At 48.2% G+C, this 20,925-nt stretch carries 20 protein-coding genes; 15 read left to right on the top strand and 5 right to left on the bottom strand.

What is annotated here, in order from left to right; translation table 11 throughout:
* Nucleotides 1–139 precede the first annotated feature (139 nt).
* Nucleotides 140–991: a MurR/RpiR family transcriptional regulator gene (locus ON064_RS10340; protein WP_274624693.1), complete on the bottom strand. Its 852-nt coding sequence runs from the start codon at nt 989–991 to the stop codon at nt 140–142.
* A 131-nt stretch (nt 992–1,122) separates the two neighbouring features.
* Between ON064_RS10340 and gnd the strand changes: the two genes are divergently transcribed.
* The 9 genes from gnd to ON064_RS10290 all read left to right on the top strand — a co-directional run bounded on the left by gnd (nt 1,123) and on the right by ON064_RS10290 (nt 10,393).
* Nucleotides 1,123–2,004 (top strand): phosphogluconate dehydrogenase (NAD(+)-dependent, decarboxylating), encoded by an 882-nt coding sequence (gene gnd, locus ON064_RS10335; RefSeq protein ID WP_274624692.1) that lies wholly within the window; start codon nt 1,123–1,125, stop codon nt 2,002–2,004.
* A 31-nt stretch (nt 2,005–2,035) separates the two neighbouring features.
* Nucleotides 2,036–3,379 (top strand): GntT/GntP/DsdX family permease, encoded by a 1,344-nt coding sequence (locus tag ON064_RS10330; protein WP_274624691.1) that lies wholly within the window; start codon nt 2,036–2,038, stop codon nt 3,377–3,379.
* A gap of 62 nt (nt 3,380–3,441) precedes the next feature.
* The gene (gene gntK / locus ON064_RS10325) at nt 3,442–4,986 is read left to right on the top strand and encodes a gluconokinase (protein WP_274624690.1); all 1,545 of its coding nucleotides are present in this window, start codon (nt 3,442–3,444) and stop codon (nt 4,984–4,986) included.
* Nucleotides 4,987–5,162: 176 nt separating this feature from the next.
* A complete protein-coding gene (locus tag ON064_RS18395) occupies nt 5,163–6,626 on the top strand; it encodes a phosphotransferase (RefSeq protein ID WP_342455331.1) in 1,464 nt (487 codons plus the stop codon).
* Nucleotides 6,619–6,846 carry a hypothetical protein gene (locus tag ON064_RS10310; RefSeq protein WP_274624689.1) on the top strand — a complete coding sequence of 76 codons (228 nt, stop codon included), beginning with the start codon at nt 6,619–6,621 and terminating at the stop codon, nt 6,844–6,846. Before ON064_RS18395 ends, ON064_RS10310 begins: the two co-directional genes overlap by 8 nt.
* A gap of 257 nt (nt 6,847–7,103) precedes the next feature.
* Nucleotides 7,104–7,562 (top strand): VOC family protein, encoded by a 459-nt coding sequence (locus ON064_RS10305; protein ID WP_274624688.1) that lies wholly within the window; start codon nt 7,104–7,106, stop codon nt 7,560–7,562.
* 46 nt (nt 7,563–7,608) lie between these two features.
* The gene (locus ON064_RS10300) at nt 7,609–8,094 is read left to right on the top strand and encodes an NUDIX hydrolase (RefSeq protein WP_274624687.1); all 486 of its coding nucleotides are present in this window, start codon (nt 7,609–7,611) and stop codon (nt 8,092–8,094) included.
* Between the two features lie 15 nt (nt 8,095–8,109).
* On the top strand, nt 8,110–8,475 hold the full coding sequence (locus ON064_RS10295; RefSeq protein WP_274624686.1) for a cupin domain-containing protein: 366 nt from the start codon (nt 8,110–8,112) through the stop codon (nt 8,473–8,475).
* Nucleotides 8,476–8,548: 73 nt separating this feature from the next.
* Nucleotides 8,549–10,393, top strand: a complete 1,845-nt coding sequence (locus tag ON064_RS10290; protein WP_342455330.1) for a beta/alpha barrel domain-containing protein — start codon at nt 8,549–8,551, stop codon at nt 10,391–10,393.
* 127 nt (nt 10,394–10,520) lie between these two features.
* Here the strand turns inward: ON064_RS10290 and ON064_RS10285 are convergent, their stop codons facing one another.
* The 4 genes from ON064_RS10285 to ON064_RS10270 form a co-directional block, all read right to left on the bottom strand.
* Nucleotides 10,521–11,006 (bottom strand): DUF948 domain-containing protein, encoded by a 486-nt coding sequence (locus ON064_RS10285; protein ID WP_274624684.1) that lies wholly within the window; start codon nt 11,004–11,006, stop codon nt 10,521–10,523.
* A 172-nt stretch (nt 11,007–11,178) separates the two neighbouring features.
* Entirely contained in the window at nt 11,179–11,877 is a 699-nt protein-coding gene (locus tag ON064_RS10280; RefSeq protein WP_274624683.1) for a Na-translocating system protein MpsC family protein, read from the bottom strand.
* Nucleotides 11,878–12,424: 547 nt separating this feature from the next.
* Entirely contained in the window at nt 12,425–13,516 is a 1,092-nt protein-coding gene (locus tag ON064_RS10275; RefSeq protein ID WP_274624682.1) for an FAD-dependent oxidoreductase, read from the bottom strand.
* Nucleotides 13,517–13,531: 15 nt separating this feature from the next.
* Nucleotides 13,532–14,113, bottom strand: a complete 582-nt coding sequence (locus ON064_RS10270) for a CDP-alcohol phosphatidyltransferase family protein (protein ID WP_274624681.1) — start codon at nt 14,111–14,113, stop codon at nt 13,532–13,534.
* Between the two features lie 188 nt (nt 14,114–14,301).
* On the opposite strand from ON064_RS10270, the gene ON064_RS10265 reads away from it, so the two are divergent.
* The 6 genes from ON064_RS10265 to ON064_RS10240 all read left to right on the top strand — a co-directional run.
* On the top strand, nt 14,302–16,185 hold the full coding sequence (locus ON064_RS10265) for an FAD-dependent oxidoreductase (RefSeq protein WP_274624680.1): 1,884 nt from the start codon (nt 14,302–14,304) through the stop codon (nt 16,183–16,185).
* Complete coding sequence (locus ON064_RS10260) at nt 16,182–16,835, top strand: TVP38/TMEM64 family protein (RefSeq protein ID WP_274624679.1); 654 nt, start codon at nt 16,182–16,184, stop codon at nt 16,833–16,835. Before ON064_RS10265 ends, ON064_RS10260 begins: the two co-directional genes overlap by 4 nt.
* Before the next feature lie 88 nt (nt 16,836–16,923).
* Entirely contained in the window at nt 16,924–18,168 is a 1,245-nt protein-coding gene (locus ON064_RS10255; RefSeq protein ID WP_274624678.1) for an ABC transporter substrate-binding protein, read from the top strand.
* Nucleotides 18,152–19,036, top strand: coding sequence for an ABC transporter permease (locus tag ON064_RS10250; protein ID WP_274624677.1), 885 nt, complete (start codon nt 18,152–18,154; stop codon nt 19,034–19,036). The genes ON064_RS10255 and ON064_RS10250 overlap by 17 nt, the downstream gene beginning before the upstream one ends.
* Entirely contained in the window at nt 19,036–19,863 is an 828-nt protein-coding gene (locus ON064_RS10245) for an ABC transporter permease (RefSeq protein ID WP_274624676.1), read from the top strand. The genes ON064_RS10250 and ON064_RS10245 overlap by 1 nt, the downstream gene beginning before the upstream one ends.
* Nucleotides 19,860–20,925: ABC transporter ATP-binding protein (locus ON064_RS10240; protein ID WP_274624675.1), on the top strand; the 1,066-nt coding region annotated here is incomplete at its 3' end. The genes ON064_RS10245 and ON064_RS10240, both read left to right, overlap by 4 nt.

The following is a 20,925-nucleotide window of genomic DNA, read 5'->3' as shown; positions in this document are numbered from 1 at the left end:
TGAGGAGGCTTGGGCGCGAGCCCACGGAAAGCGAGCGATAAGCTTCGGAAAATACAACTTCTTACCTTTTTCGACAACCTGAAAAAGCTGAAACCACTTTAGGTTCCAGCTTTTTTTATTTGTCCAAAATCCCCAACGCCTATAAGCGCTTCTGTGACATGGCTTCGCGCATATGGCGCAGCGCCGTCTTGCCTTCGTCTCCGCGAGCGATCATGACGTTCGTGTAAAGCGCATCGATCAAGCTGAGCTGCGCGATGCGGGAAGCGAGGGCTTCTGAGCGGAAATCCGTTTCTTCCGACAATGTGTACAAGACAATATCCGCCTCTTTGGATAAAGGGGATTTGGCGAAATTGGTCACGCAGACGATCGTCACTTCTTTTTCCTTCAACACGTGAAGCACTTCGAGGACATCTCGCGTGCTGCCGGAGTGGGAGATGACAATGGCGACGTCGCCTTTAGTGAGCTGCGATGCGGACATAAGCTGCAGGTGGGCGTCTATATTCATCGCCACATGAAGGCCGAGCCGGACGAATTTATGATAGCCGTCCATGGCGATCATCGCAGACCCGCCGTTTCCGAAAAACTCGATCTTGCGTGCAGACAGCACTGCTGCGACTGCTTGTTTCAAGGCTTCTTCGTCGATGATCTGCAGGGTATCTTCGAGTGTCTTAATATTGGAGCGGAACACTTTTTCTGCCACTGTTTTCACTTCATCGCCTTCTTCGATCTGTTCATGGATGTCTTTTAATGGCGCGACAACTTCGGCAGCCAAGGCGATTTTGAACGCTTGAAATCCTTTAAAGCCGAGGCGCTGGCAGAAGCGGAAGACGGTCGATTCTGCAAGCCCGAGCTCATCGGCAATTTGGTTGATCGTCAAATGGATGATATTGCGGGGGTCATTTAAGATGTAATCGGCAATTTTCTTTTCCTTTTCACTGAAATTGCGGTAACTGCCACGGATGGCTGCCAATGCGAATTGTTGTTGTTTCATTCTGCCACGCCTCTTTCTGTTGCTTGAAGTTTTTTTATATTTCTATCATAACATGCTTGTATGTGGAAAAATATTTGATATACTAAGTTCACTAAGGAAAAATATTCTTTTATTCTACAGGAGGTTTTCAAATGGAAATCGGAATTATCGGTTTGGGCAAGATGGGCAAGAACTTGGCACTCAATTTAACAGATCATGGCCACACAGTGGTTGGGCATGATGCAAACGCTTTGGAAGTAAGCGGTTTCAAAGTTGCGGGATCGCTCGAGGAATTGGTGCAGAACCTGCAAGCGCCACGTACGGTGTGGTTGATGGTGCCAGCCGGGGAAATTACGGAATCGGTCATCGCACAATTGGTGCCGCTGTTGGACAAAGGCGATGCCATTATTGACGGAGGCAACTCGAACTACAAAGAATCGGTGCGCCGCGCTGAAGAATTGCAAGCGAGCGGAATTTATTTCTTCGACTGCGGCACAAGCGGCGGAACAGAAGGCGCGCGCCACGGCATTTGCGCAATGATCGGCGGGGACGAAGAAAGGTTCAACGACATCGAACCGCTCTTCCGCGACATCTCAGTTGAAGGCGGCTATCTCTATGCCGGCAAATCAGGCAGCGGGCATTTCATGAAAATGATCCACAACGGCATCGAGTACGGTATGATGCAATCGATTGCTGAAGGGTTTGACATCCTCTACAAGAGTGATTTCGACTACGACTTTGAAAAAGTGGCCGGCGTGTGGAACAACGGCTCGATCATCAGCTCTTATTTGATGGGCTTAACGCAAAATGCCTTCTCGAAAGATGAAAAGCTCGATGGCATCAAAGGGGTCATGAACTCTTCAGGAGAAGGAAAATGGACAGTGGAAACGGCACTTGATTTGAATGTGCCGGCGCCGGTCATCACGATGTCACTGATGATGCGCTACCGTTCGCTCGAAGACGATACGTTTACAGGGAAAGTCGTCGCAGCACTTCGCAATGAATTCGGCGGGCACGCAGTCGTCAAAAAATAAACCATTGTTTATCTGAAGAGGGGGAAATCAAATGGCTGGTTCAACATTGATCATGATCGCGGTCGCAAGCATTTTCGTTTTGCTATTTTTGGTCATGCGCACGAAATTGCACGCGTTCGTCGCGTTATTATTGGTAAGTTTACTGCTCGGCATCGCGGCAGGCATGCCGCTTGGGGATGTTATTCAATCGATTCAAAACGGCATGGGCGGGACACTCGGCTTTGTCGCAGTCGTCGTAGGCCTTGGTGCCATGTTCGGGAAAATGCTTGAAGTTTCCGGCGGCGCTGAGCGCTTAGCGGCAACGATGATCGCCAAATTCGGGGAAGATAAAGCACCGTGGGCTCTTGGCGTGACAGGCTTCATCGTCGCGATTCCCGTATTCTTCGATGTAGGTTTCATCATTTTAGTGCCAATCGTCTACAGCTTGGCGAAAAAGACCGGCAAATCGCTTTTGCATTACGGAATTCCGCTATTGGCGGGTCTTGCTGTTACACATAGCTTCATCCCACCAACTCCGGGACCGATTGCGGTTGCGGAACTGGTCGGTGCAGAACTTGGGTGGGTTATCCTGTTCGGGGTACTCGCGGGGATTCCTTCCATGATTCTAGCGGGACCTGTTTTTGGACGCTACATAGGGAAGCGCATTCATTTGACGATTCCGGATTACATGGATATCAAAGAACAAGAATACGATAAAGAATTGCCGAGCTTCGGGATGATCATTTCCTTGATCTTGATACCGCTTGTGTTGATTCTCTTCAACACCTTGTCAGCGGTCGTGTTGGATGAAGGGAACCAGATCCGTGAGATCTTGACTTTCCTTGGCCATCCATTCGTCGCCTTGACAATCGCTACGATCCTGACGTTTTTCTTCCTCGGCACACGCCGCGGCTATTCACGCCAGGAAGTTCAAGACATTGCAACGAAAGCACTTGAACCTGCAGGTATCATCATCCTCGTTACAGGGGCGGGGGGCGTGTTCAAACAAGTACTTATCGACTCAGGTGTCGGTGATGTACTTGGCCAAATGATGGGCGATTCTGCGCTTCCGCCGATTGTTTTGGCATTCTTGATCGCTTCTGCGGTCCGTGTGGCACAAGGCTCCGCTACCGTTTCCATGGTAACGGCTGCAGGATTGATCGCACCGCTTCTAGAAATTACCGGAACAACTGGCCCAGCACTTGGTTTGATCGTTATTTCCATCGCTGCAGGCGCTACGGTTTTGTCTCACGTAAACGATTCCGGCTTTTGGCTTGTTAACCGCTATTTCGGAATGAACGTCAAAGACACATTGAAATCCTGGACCGTGATGGAAACCATCATCGGCCTCACCGGATTCGTGGTAGTATTGATTTTGAGTTTCTTTATCACATGAGTACAGAAAAAGAAAAAGGGATTCTCCTTTTTCTTTTTCTGTTATAAGGAAGGAAGAAGAACATGCCTGAACAATCCTATTATTTAGGGGTCGATATAGGGACCACTTCCACAAAAGCTGTCCTATTCAATAAAGCGGGGCAAATTAAAGACAGCCATACTGTTTTCTATCCCTTGCACACGCCGAACCAATTGACCGCCGAACAAGACCCGGAAGAAATTTTCCGCGCCGTCCTGACAGCTGTCCGGGAAACCTTGAGAAAAAGCGACATCAGCAAAGAGTCATTAAAGCTCTTGTCGTTCAGTTCTGCCATGCACAGCCTGATTGCGGTAGACGCTCAAGGAGAACTTTTGACCAATAGCATCACTTGGGCAGATACGAGAAGCTCGAAGCACGCGAAGCACATCAAAGAAAACTTGAACGGGCATGACATTTACTTGCGGACCGGTACGCCGATCCACGCAATGTCGCCATTAGCAAAACTTTTGTGGCTGCAGGATGAAAAACCGGAAATCTGCCAAGCTACCGCGAAGTTCATTAGCATCAAGAGCTATATTTTCCATAAGTTCTTCGGAGAATACGTCGAAGATCATTCCATCGCCTCCGCTACCGGTTTGTTTAATTTGGAACAGCTCGACTGGGACCAAGGCGCATTGGATGTATCTTGTGTAACGGCAGAGAAATTACCGCGCCTCGTGCCGACGACCGAGCAGTTCACTGGAGTCGCACCGGAGTTCGCTGCGTTCATGGGTGTCCGGGAAGACATTCCATTTGTCATCGGGGCAAGCGACGGCGTGTTGGCCAATCTCGGTGTCGATGCCATCGATCCCGGCGTCATTGCAGTGACCATCGGGACGAGTGGTGCCATCCGTACAGTGTCCCCGGTGCCGAAAACCGATCCGAAAGAGCGGACTTTCTGTTATGTATTGACGGAAAATCACTGGGTGATCGGCGGCCCGGTCAATAACGGCGGCATCATTTTGCGCTGGCTTCGCGATGAATTCGCATCATCCGAAGTAGAAACGGCTAAGCGGCTCGGAATCGATACTTACGATGTGTTGACGAAAATCGCAGCAACGGTTAAACCAGGAGCTGACGGGCTGTTGTTCCACCCCTATTTGACAGGGGAACGGGCACCACTATGGGATGCCAATGCCAGAGGATCATTTTTCGGCCTCAGCATCCATCACCAAAAGCAACATATGATTCGCGCTGTATTAGAAGGCATCGTTTTCAATCTCTATACCGTGCTTCTCGCCGTTGAGGAATTGACGGGAGAGCCGGCACGCATCCAAGCGTCCGGCGGTTTTGCCCGCTCCGAGTTGTGGCGCCAGCTATTGGCAGACGTCTTCGACAAGCCGGTCATCATCCCGGAAAGCTTTGAAAGTTCCTGTCTTGGCGCAGTGGTCCTCGGCATGTATGCCACCGGCGAGATCGAGGATTTCAGCATTGTCTCTGAAATGATCGGCAGCACCCATACGCATCATCCGGAAACGGAAGCAAGCAATATCTACCGCGAACTGCTTCCGATTTACATCCGCTTGTCGCGCTTGCTGACAGAAGAATACGAAAGCATTTCCGATTTCCAACGGAAGCATATGAAATAACAAGAAAACCCGGGGCTTAATGGCTTCGGGTTTTTTAATGCATTGTTTGATAGTTGATATAATGCTGACCGTTATTTTGCGGAAAAGTTCTGAAAACGAACCGAATTCAAAGTGCTTTTTGATATACTAATATTTACAAGTACAGGTGGTTGCTGGAATAAAGGAGGGAGAATTCCATGCTCAATCAGGTATTGAAACAATTCAATCTACAAGTGATTTCCGTCAACGAAGTCGAAGATTCTTTCAGTTCAACGGTCTACAAATGCACTTTACCGAGTGGCGAAACGGTCTTTGTGAAAATCCCGTATACCCGTATGAAATACGAGCGCGAGCTGGCTGCTTATGAAATCCTCGCTGGATATGTCCCGATTCCAAAGCTGCTCGATTATTGGGGAGGTGACGATAGCTGTCCGGGGGCCTTGCTGCTGTCTGAATTGAAAGGGAAGCCTTTGTCCGCAACAGCTTCTCCGGAAATCGCGTATCAAATCGGTGCAATGCAAGCGTCTATGCATCAAATCAAACCTTCTAACAAAACAGCACTCGGCGCCATACAAAATGAATTTCCCAATTGGCATGAATTCATCGAAAGGCAGTTTTATAGCTTCGCGGAAGATGCAAAAGAAGTATTGGATGAAGATTTATATATGGCCAGCTTGCGCAAGTTTGAGCAAATGAAGTTGGAACTTCCAGCACCAGACGGGCCGAGTTTTGTCCATATGGATTTCCGCCCAGCTAATATCATTGTGGAGGAAGGCCAGGTTTCCGGCATGATCGATTTTGAAAGTGTGCGCTTCGGTTCGACGGAAATTGATTTCACTAAAATTTACCGTGATTTTTTAAAGTCGGATCTTGTCCTGCTGAATTCTTATCAGATGGGCTATAACAGCATCCGGCCGATGATCGATTTGCGAGCCGTCTTGCCCTTTTATCGGTTCATTGATGCCTTTAACAGCATCGGCTGGAGCCAAAGGCGGGGCCTGGAGAAGAATTTTGCGTTCTATGAAACCAATTTGAGGATATTGAAAGAGATGCTGCAAGGAGATCGGCTGAAAAAATGCATTCTAAACTCTGGTCCAGAAAAATCAGCGAATGCCAAACCTAGCAGATTGGAGGGAGAGTGTTCGATGGAAAATCAAACGTATGTCAATTGGGACGGACAGACTGTGGGTCTGACCTGGCAGCCCTATAAACAGCTTCAAGCAAGCGATATCGTGACAAGTGTTCATGGCTATTGCTTTCTAGATGAAAAACTGGTCCTCGTTCATGTAAAAGGCCGAGGGTTTAATGTTCCGGGCGGCCATGTGGAAAAAGGGGAAGTGCCTGAACAGGCATTGCGCCGCGAAGTGTACGAAGAGGCATATATAGCCGGAGAGCTAACTTACATCGGTGCAATCGAAGTGGACCACTCAGAAAACGAGGGATTTCCGGAAAATGGAAAATACCCGAAAGTCGGATATCAACTATTCTACCGAATGGACATTACAAAGTGTTTTCCATTTTTGCGTCAATACGAGACCACCGCACGCATTTGGGTAGAGCCGGAAGAAGTTCCGTATGTGATGAATGATCATGAAATAGCGTTGTTAGTATTAGAAGAAGCAGTGGCGAGTAAGCGAAAGCTGGTTTCAAATAGTGAATAAGGAACAGCATTTACATAAAGAATTTATTCGTCTGTGCAAAAGCCTTAATAATCAATTGCATATCATTCCCGTTCTATATGGCTCTTTAGGTCTTGGGAAAGCCGTAAAAATGGATTTCTCTCCTCAAGATATTGATATGCTGGTTCCCTTCGTTATATCTCAACGAACAGTGGATCGCGTTGAAAAACTTAATGGAACGGCTCGGTTACTCGGTGATTGATTATCGGGAGCATGAATTTAGCGATGGCTATAACCAGGTTGGGTTTTCATTCATCGAGGATTTAGAGACTTTTGCAGAGGTCGACTATAGAAGTTTGGGAAAAGTACGGGAAGACAGAGCGGAATATTACGTGTTAAGTTTGGATGATTATTGAAAAATATATACAAAATCATCTATAGACGGCTACAAGAGAACCAAGAATCACGGAAAGACTTGAGAAAAATAGACATTATAAAAAAGATAAAGGAGGCAAATCAATGATTAAAGGCCTTTACGAAGCACATTTACCGGTTCGGGATTTAAAACGTTCCATTGAATTCTATACTAGTTTGGAATTGGAACTCGCTTATGAGACTCAAAAGCTGGCTTTCTTTTGGATTGTCAAAGGGCAAAGTTGGGTGGGCTTATGGGAAACGGATAAAGCGGAAACGCCATATCATCCTTCGCTTCGCCACATCGCGTTTCATGTGGATGTAAAAGCGATCCGCAACGCGAAGGATTGGTTGGCCGACAGAGGAATCGAAGCAAGAACGGCTTTCGGTTTTTCACCGGAAGAACAACCACTGAACTTGCCGAACCGGCCATATGCCCACGCAGCAGTCTATTTTCATGACCCGGATGGCAATTCACTAGAATTTATCGCACCGCTAGATTTCAAGATTGAGGAAGAATTCGACATGATGTCTTTGGCACAATGGGATCAAAAGCACGTATAGAAAATGTTTAGCTGAGCAAGTTAAAAGGGACAGGAGGGCATCCAACATGCTGAAATACACTTTGTGCTTAATTCGAAATGGCGATAAAATTCTGCTCTTGAACCGAGAAAAGTCGCCGCAAATGGGCATGTGGAATGGCGTCGGCGAAAAAATCGAGCCCGGCGAAACGCCGCTTGAAAGTGCCATCAGGGAAACCTTTGAAGAGACCGGCATTCGATTGACAGATATGCTGCATGCAGGAAATGTTCTTTTCACGAATGAAAGCAGCCGTCAAGGAATGTACTTGTTTATGGCGGATTTGCCGGAAACACAAGTTTTGGCTACGCCTCTTGGAACCCGTGAAGGCATATTGGATTGGAAGTCAATCGACTGGATTCTGCAAAAAGACAATCGCGGAGTAGCCGCTAATTTACGTGCCTATCTGCCTTCGCTGCTAAATGGTGATTTGGGATTGGAACATTGCATCATTTATAAAAATAGGGAGATCGCTGAGTACACAGCTGCAGCACTTTCAGAAGCAATACAAGCATAGAGAGGAGTGGATTCAATGAATTTCAAGTCGATCAATTTCAATGAAAAGCTTTCGAAATTCGACGATCTATGGTCGCCGAAAGTCATCGCAGAAATGAATGATTATCAATTCAAAACCGTGAAGGTGCAAGGGGATTTCGTCTGGCATAAGCACGAAGAAACGGATGAAGTGTTCATTGTGTTAGAAGGAGAACTGGCCATTGAATTTCGGGACGGAAAAGTGGAATTGAAAGCAGGCGAAATGTTTGTCGTTCCAAAAAATACAGAGCACAAGCCATTTGCGAAAACGCAAGCGAGCATCTTGCTGGTTGAACCTAAAGGCGTCGTCAATACAGGCGATATTCAAAGTGGGCAGACGGCAGAAAATGATGTGTGGATCTAAACGGGGTTTTCATGAAATTTACGCTTTCGTTGCGTAAAATGCGGTAAAATAACAGCATACTTTGTTTTAGGACGTGATTTTCTTGCCGGATTGGACTTATCATACGATGTTTGAACCAACACTTTCCCGCTTGCCGGCAAAAACCGGGAGAGAATTTATCCATAAAGGCATGCATCGGATCGCCTCGATTCCCGGCGGAAGCAAACTCATCGAATACTTGGGGCACACAGCTCCAGCCAAGCAGCTGGAAACGGAGATTTTTGGTTTAAAGATTGCCAACCCCGTCGGCTTGAGCGGGAAAATCGATCCCTTGCTTTCCGGAACCAAGGCATTCAGCCATTTGGGAATGGGCTTTATCGAGATCGGCCCGGTGTCGTGGGAGCCGGTGGAAGCGGGTTCACCGGAATTCACCGACTCAAAAGATAAGTTGCTTTTTCCATACCATCTGGAATCACCCGGTCTCAAGCGAACGATCGAGAAGCTCGAGAAGCTAAAGCCGTTCAGCAAGCCGATTTTCATCCGGACAGGGAAAAGCGGTTCTTTTGAACAAACGCGTTCTTTATTGAACAAGCTGTCCGCGTATGGAGATGCTTTTGTCATTGAAGAGCCGTTCAGCGAGGAGAAGCGGCAGTCTTTAAAAGAAGCAGTCGGCAGCAAGCCGCTATTATATGCCAGTTCAGCGGATGAAATCGATGCGGCAGTTATGGGACTGGCAGCTAATGGAACATACATAGACGGAATCGTCATCGATGAACTGGCAATAGACACGGGCGAAGGCATGGAATATCCGATCGAACAAGCTGGACTGCTGGCTGAAAAAGTGTCTGCCATCCGACAGCACAGTACAATTCCGGTCATCGTCTCAGGCGGAATCGCTGAACCGAAAGACGCTCTGGCTTTATACGGGGCAGGAGCGGATTTGGTGATGCTCTCTAGCGGCTATGTCAGGACCGGCCCCGGTTTGCCGAAGCGCATCAATGAAGGGCTGCTGGATCAACGAATAGCTGCGCCTCCTGTGTACGATGGCTGGATTTGGCATTGGCTATTCGGGCTGTTCATGTTCCTCGGCGGGGCAGCGGCAATGCTTGTCAGCATGACCATCGTCCTTATGCCTTATGACGAGGCATTTTTGAATTTATCACGAGAAGAACTCATTGCAATCAATTCAAATATTTACCATTTTATGCAGCATGACCGGATGACCGTTGCCGGTACGATGGTTTCGGGCGGCATTCTTTACATGCAATTGGCAAGGCATGGCGTCCGTCACGGCTTAGAATGGGCAAAACGCGCCATTCACATCGCAGGGGTATTAGGGTTTCTCGGTATTTTATTATTCATCGGATTCGGTTATTTCGACTGGCTCCACGGCATTCTTTGGCTCGTTCTATTGCCATTTTTCTGGAAAGGATACCAGGCATCCAAAAATCATGGCGAACATTCAGCTTCGCGAAACCGCACGAACCACCAAGCCTGGAAACGCAGCTTGTGGGGCCAGCTGGCGTTTGTCGCACTTGGATTTGCGCTCGCAGCAGCCGGGCTTGTCATTTCGACAATCGGCGTAAACGGTGTATTCGTCCAAACCGACATCGCCTATATTTGCATGAGTCCTGAACAAATCGCAGCCATCAACGAACGGCTCATCCCTGTAATCGCGCACGACCGCGCGGGGCTTGGCAGTGCCTTGATCAGTGTCGGGCTGCTCGTTTTGATGCTCGCACTATGGGGATTCCAAGAAGGGCAGCGGTGGGTCTGGTACACGTTCCTGTTCGGCGGGCTGCCGGCGTTCGGCGCGGCCATCATCATTCATTATGTGATCGGGTATACGAGTTTTATCCATATCCTTCCGGCGTACGTGGCCGTATTGCTGTTCGCAATCGGATTGATCTTGTCCAAAAAATTCTTTTTCATAAAATAGCAACTTGCCGGTGAATGAGCCGGCAAGTTTTTTTGCATAAAAAAACAGCCTCAAGGGCTGCTTATCGTCATCAATAATTTTTCGTTTTTTTGCATAAAAAAACAGCCTCAAGGGCTGCTTATCGTCATCAATAATTTTTCGATACTTGATGTGGTGCTGCAGGTTCTGGGTTGTAAGTTGAATTTGTTGATTCTTGGTTTTTCTTCTTATCCAAATATTTCATCAAGCCGGCTGCATTATTGCTGTACTGGTTGACTTGGAAACGGTTGGCGGGGTCATCTTCGACTTTTTTGGAAATGCCCGATGTGATGCTGCGGACGACCGAATTCATGTCGATGACTGAATTGATCGTTCCTTTCGCCCCATCAACCAGGACGGCCATTTTCTCGGATTTCTGCTGGATGTCTTCTTTCAATTCATTTGTCGTGTGCTGCAAATGAGTCGTCTCAAGCATCAGCTTGTCCATGCGGCCTTTCAAGTTATCTGCCGACCCTTTCATTTCTTTCATCGGTTCCTTGATGCCGGATAGCAGCATCACGACACCGACGACGGCGACGATTAGGCCAAGGACAATGATTCCAAGTGCTATGTAAAGCCAGATAATCGGATCCATATAAACTTCCTCCTTTTTCGTTTGTGTATTAAGCCATACCCGTTTTAGGCAGTCTTTAACACAAAACTAAGGAGAGCGTTTAATCTCGGCAGCTCCAATTTTTTTGTGGGGAGAACTTTAAAGTTATATGTACCAACCGCTTATTCATATAGAAGATTTTGCTTTATTTCAATTATCGAGGATCAGCGGATAGGATGAACGCGATGTACCCGACGTCATGGCTGAAATTCCAATCCATGAAAACTTCATCGATGTTCCTCTGTAAAGAGTGGTTCAAAGGGGCTGCTTCAAGAAGCTTCCGTTCAAGAGGGCGTTTGGTCAATTTGAGGATTTCAGAGAAGCCCTCCTCTATTAAAGCTTTTTCAATCCCTACCAAAATGCCGCTGCGCTTCAACAGCAATGTTCGATTGCTCATCCACAGGGTCTCGATGCTGTCTGGTATACGCCCGGCTTCTTCACTGACGCGTTCTACTTGTTTATGGAAAATATCACGCTCTCCATCTTCCGGCCAGCCTAATGGATCTATGAGGTGATCATCACACATCACGCCGATAAAGATGCCGCTTTTCAGCGCCAAGTTCCAATCGGCATATAACTCGGTAAATTCCAGCTGGGTAATCGTCAAAAGTTCACTTAAAATTTCAGGCTTCAAGGCATTGAACATGAAATCTCTCGTTTCCAACACGCGTTTGCCTTCTTCTTGGTCGAGTAAAATCTTTTCCATAGGACTGACAAATCCTCTGAAATGTATCGTGATATAGGGCCTTTTGATGGTGACGTAAACAGAAGCAGGTCCTTTTCCGAAATGCTGGCGGAGTAGGTTTGAAATATAGCCCGAAACTTCTGATTGAATAGATCTTGCTTCCTGCATAATAACTGGCTCCTTCCCGGCATGTGACGGCCGGCTAGTTCTTTGTTTTTCAATCGCTCTTTTCAGCGTCCAGAAAATGGTTCTTTAACTTCAGTTCTTCATTCCATTTAAGATCTTTAGTCAAAACCAAACGGGGGGAGGGGGCATTATTGGATAGATGGAAATGAAAAATCCAACTGTTGCTGGTATTCAGCCGACTCAAACCGGGGATATGAAATAAAAAAAGACGCCAAAAAGAATGATTCATTCTCTTTGGCGTTATTCCCAGCTCTATTGTCAGGTATATACTCTGCGCAATTCCAATATGGCAGCCCGTGCTGCATTTTTAATTTCCATTCAACTGTTTGATGAAGCCCGCTAGATGTTCGCGGGAGATGATTCAACTACTGTATAAAGAATTATAGCGAGAAAGGGGAAAAATTTCAAGATGCTATTCATGATGGGCACATGCCCACCATGAATCTTTTGGCCAAGCAATAGTACATGGACCACAGCCATTCGAATTTCCTTCAAGATTGGCCCCATCCTGAGTGAGGCATGGACCAGTTTACTTATAGATCGCTTGATAGGACTTCATGAACTTCTTGTCGATCAGCTGCTTGAGTTTCCATGGGAGTTTGCCATGCAAGCTCCACGGTCCGTAAGTCAGGAACGCTTCGCCACCGCCCGTGGAGAGGATGGCTACATAGCGTTTTTGCGGAATGAAGGAGGACAATGGATTTCCATCGAGGAATTTCAGTAGATTGCCCCACAACACGGGGCCTTGGCGAACTGCATAGACGCCGTTTTTCGCAAGGTCCGGATAGCGGTCGATCGAGACGCAATCGCCGGCACCAAAGACTTCGGGGAAACGAATCGATTGAAGTGTCTCACTGACAGCCAAAAATCCGGCGCGGTCGACCGGCATGCCTGAGTGCTCGAATATGGCAGGGCTTTTCGGGCCAGTCAGCCAAAGCACGTCTGACTGGGGATAGGAGGCACCGTTTCTTGCAATGACGGAAGTTTCGTCGATGTCTTCTATTTTTACATTTGTGAAAAAAGGTAACGATTTTTTCCGGGCAATCGCCTCGAGTTTTCTGGAAGCGGCCGCTCCGTGAGCCGATAGCAGCTCACCAGAACTGAACAATAAAGTATCGGTAGGAAAATGCTGCCTCATTCGCCAGGCGTGTGTAGAGAAGGCCAATTCCACGCCCGATGCGCCGCCTCCAACAATGACGGGCTTGGCAGATTTTCGGAACTTCATTAATTGATCCGGAAAATGGTAATTGGGCTTGATCGGCGAGATGTGCTTCTTCAGCGCTTCCGGGCTATCGGTCTGTGACCCAATGTCGAAGGACACTGCATCATAAGGATAGATCTTGCCGTGTTGGCCGGTCAGTGTGCGGGATTCCGGGTCGATGGCGCAGATTGCATCTTGATAGAAAGCCGCGCCGATTTTTTCAGCGAGCTGATTCAAGTCGATGCGGATCTCATCCAATCCGTAAACTTCTTCAGTGAATCCTGAAAACATCCCTGAATAATATTGATGGACCGCTGGCGAGATGAGCACCAATTGGATATCTTCCCGCGGCTTTTTTGCGAATTGTGCAAGGGCGTGCAAATGTGCATGGCCGCCCCCAACCAAGACGACAATCTTCATGTTAAACACTCCAGTCTAGGACAAAATCCGCTTGGCTTCGGCCATGCGCTGAAAAATGGTGAAAATCTGAATGGCGATAAACAATAAGGTGATTACCGTCAAATAAGGAGAAAAGACGATCATCAACGTAAACAAGATAAACCCTTCTGTCCGTTCCGCAAGCCCGGCTTGATAATAGAACGATTTCATCCCTTGTTTTTCGGATAATGCCCCGACGGTCAAAAAGACAGTCATGGCGACGATGATCGATGCGCTCAATAACAATAAAGCCCACATCGAGTCCGGAAAGCGGAAGGCAAGGCCGAGGATAACGCTGATTTCCACTAATCGGTCAAAACTGATGTCGAGGAGCGTTCCCCAAGGAGAAGGTTTTGTTTTTCTCGCCATCGTCCCATCGACCACATCCAGAAATCCGGATAGCCAAAGCGCAATAAGTGCCAAAACCGGCTGATCCAGGTAGATGAAGACACCCGATGACAGGCCAATGGCAAATGCCGTCTTGGTCACGCCATCAGCGGTCCATCCTTTTTTCAATAAAAACTCGGCCGTCTTGTCAACAACCGGTTGTACATGTTTTCTGGCGTATGTATCTAGCATTGATGTCACCTTTTCCTGTTGAGGATGTCATCAGTATATAACATCCCGGACAGCTCAAACCATCAAACCGCTTGGGTTTCTGACACAACATTTGAAAATAGTCGATAATTCCGAGGGGTATTAAAGGAAAATGCCTGATGCTTTTTGATAAGATGTACTTACTTCAGGAAAGAAAGGATTTGGTAGAAATGGCCAAAAAATATGATATCGCAATTATCGGAGCGGGAGCAGCAGGCCTGACAGCCGCTTTTACAGCCGCAGGATTTTCGAAAAAGACCGTGTTGATCGACAAGAATCTGCCAGGCGGGGAATGTACGTGGTCCGGCTGCATCCCGAGCAAATCGCTCATCAATATCGCGAAAGAAGTCCATCACGCCAAAAAATATTCACCTGAGCTGAAAGTCGATACATCAGAAGTATTGACAGATATTCAAAAAGTCATTCAAAAAGTATACGCCGGTGAATCACCGGAAGTGCTGAAAGAATCCGGCATCGACTTTATCAACGCGTATGCCACTTTCACTGGGCCGAACACCTTGGAAGTAGAAGGGGAAACGATTGAAGCAAAAAAAATCATTCTCTCTACTGGCTCCACTCCATTGGTGCCGCCAATCGACGGCTTGAGTGAAGTTGATTACTTGACCAATGAATCGATCTTCAAATTGGCAGCATTCCCGAAAACGATGACCATTCTCGGCGCAGGCCCGATCGGTGTCGAAATGAGCCAAGCGCTCAACCGTCTCGGCGTTGAGGTGACGCTGGTTGAAAAATCGGATCGCATCTTATCTAACGATGACGAAGAACTCGCGCTGATGATCCAGCAGCGACTCATCGAAGAAGGCGTCACGATCCATGTAGGCGCGGCAGCGGTAAAAGCTGCTCAACATGGCCGCCAAATTGAACTGACGGTCGAAAAAGATGGCAAGGAAATGACTGTTTCAAATGAGGGGCTTCTCGTTGCGCTCGGCCGCCAAGCGAGTGTCTCCGGCTATAACCTGGAAACTGCCGGAGTCGAGTACGATAAGAAACGTATCCAAGTAGACGAACATATGGAAACGACCGCCAAAGGCATCTATGCCATCGGCGATGTCGTCGGCCCTTATCAACTCTCGCATATGGCGAACGCCCAAGGCATTACGGCGACGCAGAACGCTATTTTACCGATCAACCGCAAAATGAATTACGACCATGTGACCTGGTGTACATACACGGACCCGGAACTCGGCCACTCTGGCTTGTCCGAAGCACAGGCACGCGAACAATACGGTGATTCGATTCGTGTCTATGAACACGATTATGCGGATATCGACCGTGCCAATACGAAACCAGGCTCGATCGGCAAAGTGAAGATCGTGCTCGATAAAAAAGGCCACATTCTCGGGGCGAGCATTCTGGGCGATCGCGCCGGTGAAATCATCAGCCAAATTCAGACACTCAAAACACTCGGTATCAATATGGGTAAATTATCCAGTGTCATTCATCCGTATCCGACCTATAGCGAAGTACTGGTGAAAATCGGCAAGAAAGTCTATGTCGATAACCTGCTCAATCAACCGGTCGTCAAAACCTTCAATAAAGCAAAAGCGGGCGAGTTGCCTGTCAAAAAAATCGGTTTATACGGGGCAGCAGCGGCTGCAGGACTTGGCATCGCCAATATGGCGGTCCAAAATAACACCAAGCCAGAACTTGGCGTGAAAAACGGCCGTCTCAAGGAAATGCCTTCCACGCCAAATGCCGTTTCGTCGCAAACGACTGTACGGGACAAATTCGTTCCAGCATGGCCGTATAATGGCAGCAAAGAGCAAGCGAAAAAGAACTTGATCGGTATGTTGAAAGGCTATGAAGGTATCCGGATTGTACAAGTGAATCATGATTATGTTTATGCAATTGCTACGACTAAACTGATGAAATTCAAGGATGACATTGAATTTTACTTTAATGACGCAGCGCAGCAAATTGAATTCCGCTCCGCATCACGCGTCGGTTATTCAGACCAAGGGCTTAACCGCAAGCGCTATGATGAGATGAGAAAACGTTATTCAAGTATTTCGACACACACGCGCAATTCATGAATAACAAGCGCGTCATTAAATGGCTGCTGGCGGCTGTGGCCATCGGCTTGGTCATCTGGCTCAGCCGTTCCGTTTTTGACGTGGAAGCGGAAGATCTTCGCAGCTGGATTTTATCGTTCGGGTTATGGGCGCCTATCATTTACATTATCGTTTACACCATCAGGCCGCTGATTTTCTTCCCGGCCTCGGTGCTATCGATTGCCGGCGGCTTGGCTTTCGGTGCTTGGATGGGAACCTTTTACACCATCATTGGCGCGACTTTGGGGGCAATGCTGTCCTTTCTTGTCGCAAAGGTGGTCGGCAGAAGCATCGTTACAAAAGAGTGGACAGGAAACGCTGCCAAATTTCAGAGGCAAATGGAACAGAATGGCTTTTTGTATGTGCTGCTGTTCCGTTTGATCCCGGTCATCAATTTCGACTTGATCAGCTATATGGCAGCGATCGCCAAAGTGCGTTTTGCTTCGTTTGCCTTGGCGACATTGATCGGCATCATTCCTGGAACCTTCGCTTATAATTTTCTCGGCAGCAGCTTTGTCAGCGGCAACCCGAAAATCATTGCAGCGGCGGTCGTCGTTTTCATTATCTTGACAGTCGTCCCGATTTTGATCCGCAACCGTTGGAATCAAAAAAACGGCAGCAAACCAGATTGATTGAGCGCGATAAGCGAGGCTCCCAGTTGATGCGTGATTGATTGAAAACACAGAGAAGCAGCATAAAAGGAATTAGGAAGTGGAATTAATGAAGAAATATCCAATAGCGTCATTGGGCATCCTGGCACTCGCCTTGTCAGCTTGTTCATCCGGAGATGCAGGAAACGCAACCGATGCAGACAGCTTATTGACAGATGACTGGAGCGTTATTCAAGACGTGGCGCAAGGACAGGAAGTCAATATGTACATGTGGGGCGGGAACGACAACATCAATACTTATTTGGATGAGTGGGTAGCGCCGCGCATGAAAGAACAGCACGGCATCGAGTTGACTCGTGTGCCAATGAATGACGCGCAAGACATCATCAACCAATTGCTCGACGAAAAAACGGCCGGTAAAACCGACGGCAGTATGGATATCGTCTGGATCAACGGCGAAAATTTCAAAGCCGCAAAAGACAACGGCTTGCTGTGGGGAGATTTCACCGGCCAGTTGCCGAATTTCAATGACTACATCGATGCCGATGCACCGGAAGTTTCACAGGATTTCGGAGAACCGGTGGAAGGCTTGGAAGCACCATGGGGCAAGGCGCAATTCGTGTTCGTGCATGATGAAAGTAAACACGAAACCCCGCCGAAATCGATGGCTGAACTCGCCGATTGGGTACAGGAACATCCGGGACAGTTCACATACCCCGCACCGCCTGATTTCACGGGAAGTGCTTTTGTCCGCCAGGTATTGTATGAAACGACTGGCGGACACGAGCAGTACCAGCAGCCCGCTGCCGAGCTTGAAGATTTGGAAGAACGCCTCGAGCCGATGTGGCAATACTTGAATAGCATTGAGCCATATTTATGGCGCGGGGGAGAAACTTATCCGGAAAGCCTGGCCAAACAAGATCAATTATTTGCTAGCGGTGAAATTGGCATGACCATGAGCTACGATCCAGCACTCGCTGCGAGTGAAGTATTGAAGGGACGTTTCCCTGAGTCGACCCGCACCTATCTATTAGAAGGGGGAACACTCGCGAATACGCATTTCCTGTCGATTCCGTTCAACGCCTCGGATAAAGCAGGGGCGCTTGTCGCAATCAATGAACTAATGTCGCCCGAGGCCCAAACCGCTAAATTATCACCTGAGAACTGGGGCGATTTGACAGCGCTCGATTTGGAGAAATTATCGCCCGAACAGCAACAAGCGATGAATGAAGTGGATCTGGGAGAAGCGACACTTTCAATAGAAGAATTGGAACAAAACCGATTGCCTGAATTGTCTTCTGATTATATCGACATCATCGAAAAAGGGTGGACGGAACATGTGGCGAAAGAGTAAACCGTATCTTTTACTGCTGCCGGCCGCCGGTACAATCATCCTCCTGTTTTTCGGGGGGATTTTTGATGGCCTGCTGAAAAGCTTTGGCTATTTTCCGGCGATTGGGGAGACACAATTGACCTTAGCAGCCTACGACAGGCTTCTGCATTCAGGCTCTTTTTGGGAATCGATGGCGCTCACATTGCGGATAGCGGCGCTGTCTTCATTGCTGTCGGCAGTCATTGGAGCGCTCATTGCCGTGGTCTTGTTTTTCCTCAATAATTCCATGGAAGCCGCGTCGCCGAAGGCTTGGCATCGCTTGTTCCAATTGCCGTTGACTATACCGCATCTGGTCGCTGGCTATATCATTGTGCTGCTGTTCACCCAAAGCGGATTTGTATCGAGACTCCTTGCGGCATTTGGCTGGATTGACGACATCACGGATTTTCCGGTGATCGTCAATGACCCGTTCGGTTGGGGAATCATCCTCACTTACGCTTGGAAAGAAGCGCCTTTTGTAGCACTTATGCTGTATCCGGTGCTGTCACGGATCCATGGCTCCTGGCGTGAAGTGTCGCGCGTTTTCGGTGCGGGCAATTGGCAATTCGTCCGGGAAGTGGTCGTGCCGGTCATGATGCCGGCGTGGGCGATTGCGACGTTTATCGTCTTTGTGTTTACTTTTTCCGCTTTTGAAGTACCTTATCTACTAGGTGTCACTTATCCAAGTGTGCTGCCGGTTTATTCGTACCAGCTTTACACAAGCGGCACGCTTTCGGATCGCCCCGAAGCGCTTGCGGTCAATATGATTCTCGCGGCTATCACGATTTTACTGGGTCTAGTGGCGTATTACTTCAGTAAGCGCTGGAATGTGCTAAAGGGGTGGGGCTAATGAAAAGACATCCACGCCTTCTGTCCTTGTTTGTCTTCATTACATTAATCATTTTCATCATCGTGCCATTTGTTCCCTTGCTATTGTCGAGCCTGTCATTCGGCTGGCGCTGGCCGGATGTGTTGCCTGAGTCATGGAGTTTTCGTGCGTGGGAATATGTAATAAATGACGGGCGAACCTGGCAAGCGGTCGGGATCAGCCTATGGATTGCCTTGATTGTAACAGCCGTGAACATCCTACTGGCGATCCCGGCGGCCAACGCGTTGGTGCGTTATTCAGTCCGCGGCAGATGGTTGTTCGAAGCGATCATTTTTGCGCCGATCATCATTCCGCCTTTTATCTCAGTCATGGGGATCCACTTGACCTTTTTGCGGTTCGGATTGACTGAAACCGTTGTTGGGGTTGTGTTGGCGCATATCGCGCCGACTTTGCCGTATATGTTCCGTGCGGTCATGATTAGCTATCAAACTTTATCGGTTGATTGGGAAGACCAAGCGCGCATGCTGGGAGCGCGTGCGCTGCCGCGATTCTTTCACGTCGTGCTGCCGCATCTATTGCCGGGCATAATGGCAGGTGCAAGTTTGAGCGTCTTGATTTCCTTGAGCCAATACTTGATCACCTTCATCATCGGTGCCGGTCAAGTAGTTACCTTGCCGATTTTGCTGTTCCCGTTTGTCAGTGGAGGAGACCCAGGCATTGCCTCGGCTTATTCATTGCTCTATGCAGCCCTTGCCATTGCGGCTTTGGTTGGAATGGACGCCGCTTTAAAACGTTATTATCAATTGAATAAAGACTCACAGGATCCCGCGAAAGGAGTGAAACCGTGAGTGATTTACGCATCATCGATATAGAAAAGCGGTACGGAGCCGTAAAGCCGAAAAACGATGCGTCGTTCATGCTTCGCCCGGTCCGGCTGTCCATTCGCGAAGGAGAGTTCTTCTCGTTGCTTGGGCCTTCCGGCTGTGGTAAGACGACTTTGCTGAAATTGGTTGCTGGCTTATTGGAGGCAGATGGCGGGGAGATTTGGATAGGGGATAAAAACCTGACAAATGTGCCGCCTGAATCGAGACAATTCGCGATGGTGTTTCAGCAATCCTTGCTGTTTCCGCATAAAAACATTGAAGACAATGTCGCTTTTGGCTTGAAAATGCAGAAAGTCGGCAAAAAGCAGCGTTTGAAAGCTGCCCGCGATATGCTCGAACACGTGGGGCTCAGTGGATTCGGCAGCCGTTTTCCGGATGAACTGAGCGGTGGGCAGCAGCAGCGCGTGGCACTGGCCAGGGCGTTGGTGGCGAATCCGCGCGTCTTGTTGATGGATGAACCATTCAGCGCGCTCGATCCGGGCTTGCGGGAAGAAATGCGCGAACTGTTAAGCCGAATCCAAAAAGAATTCTGTGTCACCGTCTTGTTTGTGACGCACGACCGCGATGAAGCTTTTGCGTTATCCGACCGGATCGCGGTCATGGGCGAAGGCAAATTGCAACAAGTCGGAAGTGCACGGGAATTATATGAACGCCCTGAAACGACAACAGTCGCGTCATTTCTAGGCTTGCGAAATATCTTGGACGGCGTGATCGAAAACGGCTATTTTGCATCCTCTGATCAACTAATTGAAGCAGTTGTAAATCACCAGCTGGCAGATGGCGATTATTTTATGGTCATCAGGCCAGAAGCGATCAAAACAGTGGAAAGTCATCAATTGGGCCACGTCCGGATTAGGGGCATCGTCCAGGAATTGAAATACGGACGCGGTATGTACAACCTGAAAGTAAAAGCAGGAAAGCAATTGTTGGAATGTGTGCTTACGATCTCACAAGCTGAAAAAACTGCAGTCGGGGAACCAATCGATTTGTTCGTGGATATGAATGAAGTGTGGTTTCTGAAAGAAT

The organism is Planococcus sp. A6 (genome assembly GCF_028823615.1).
Taxonomy (GTDB): Bacteria; Bacillota; Bacilli; order Bacillales_A; family Planococcaceae; genus Planococcus.
The sequence above is the reverse complement of the archived record's forward strand: the minus strand, read 5'-3'. Positions and strand labels throughout refer to the sequence as shown.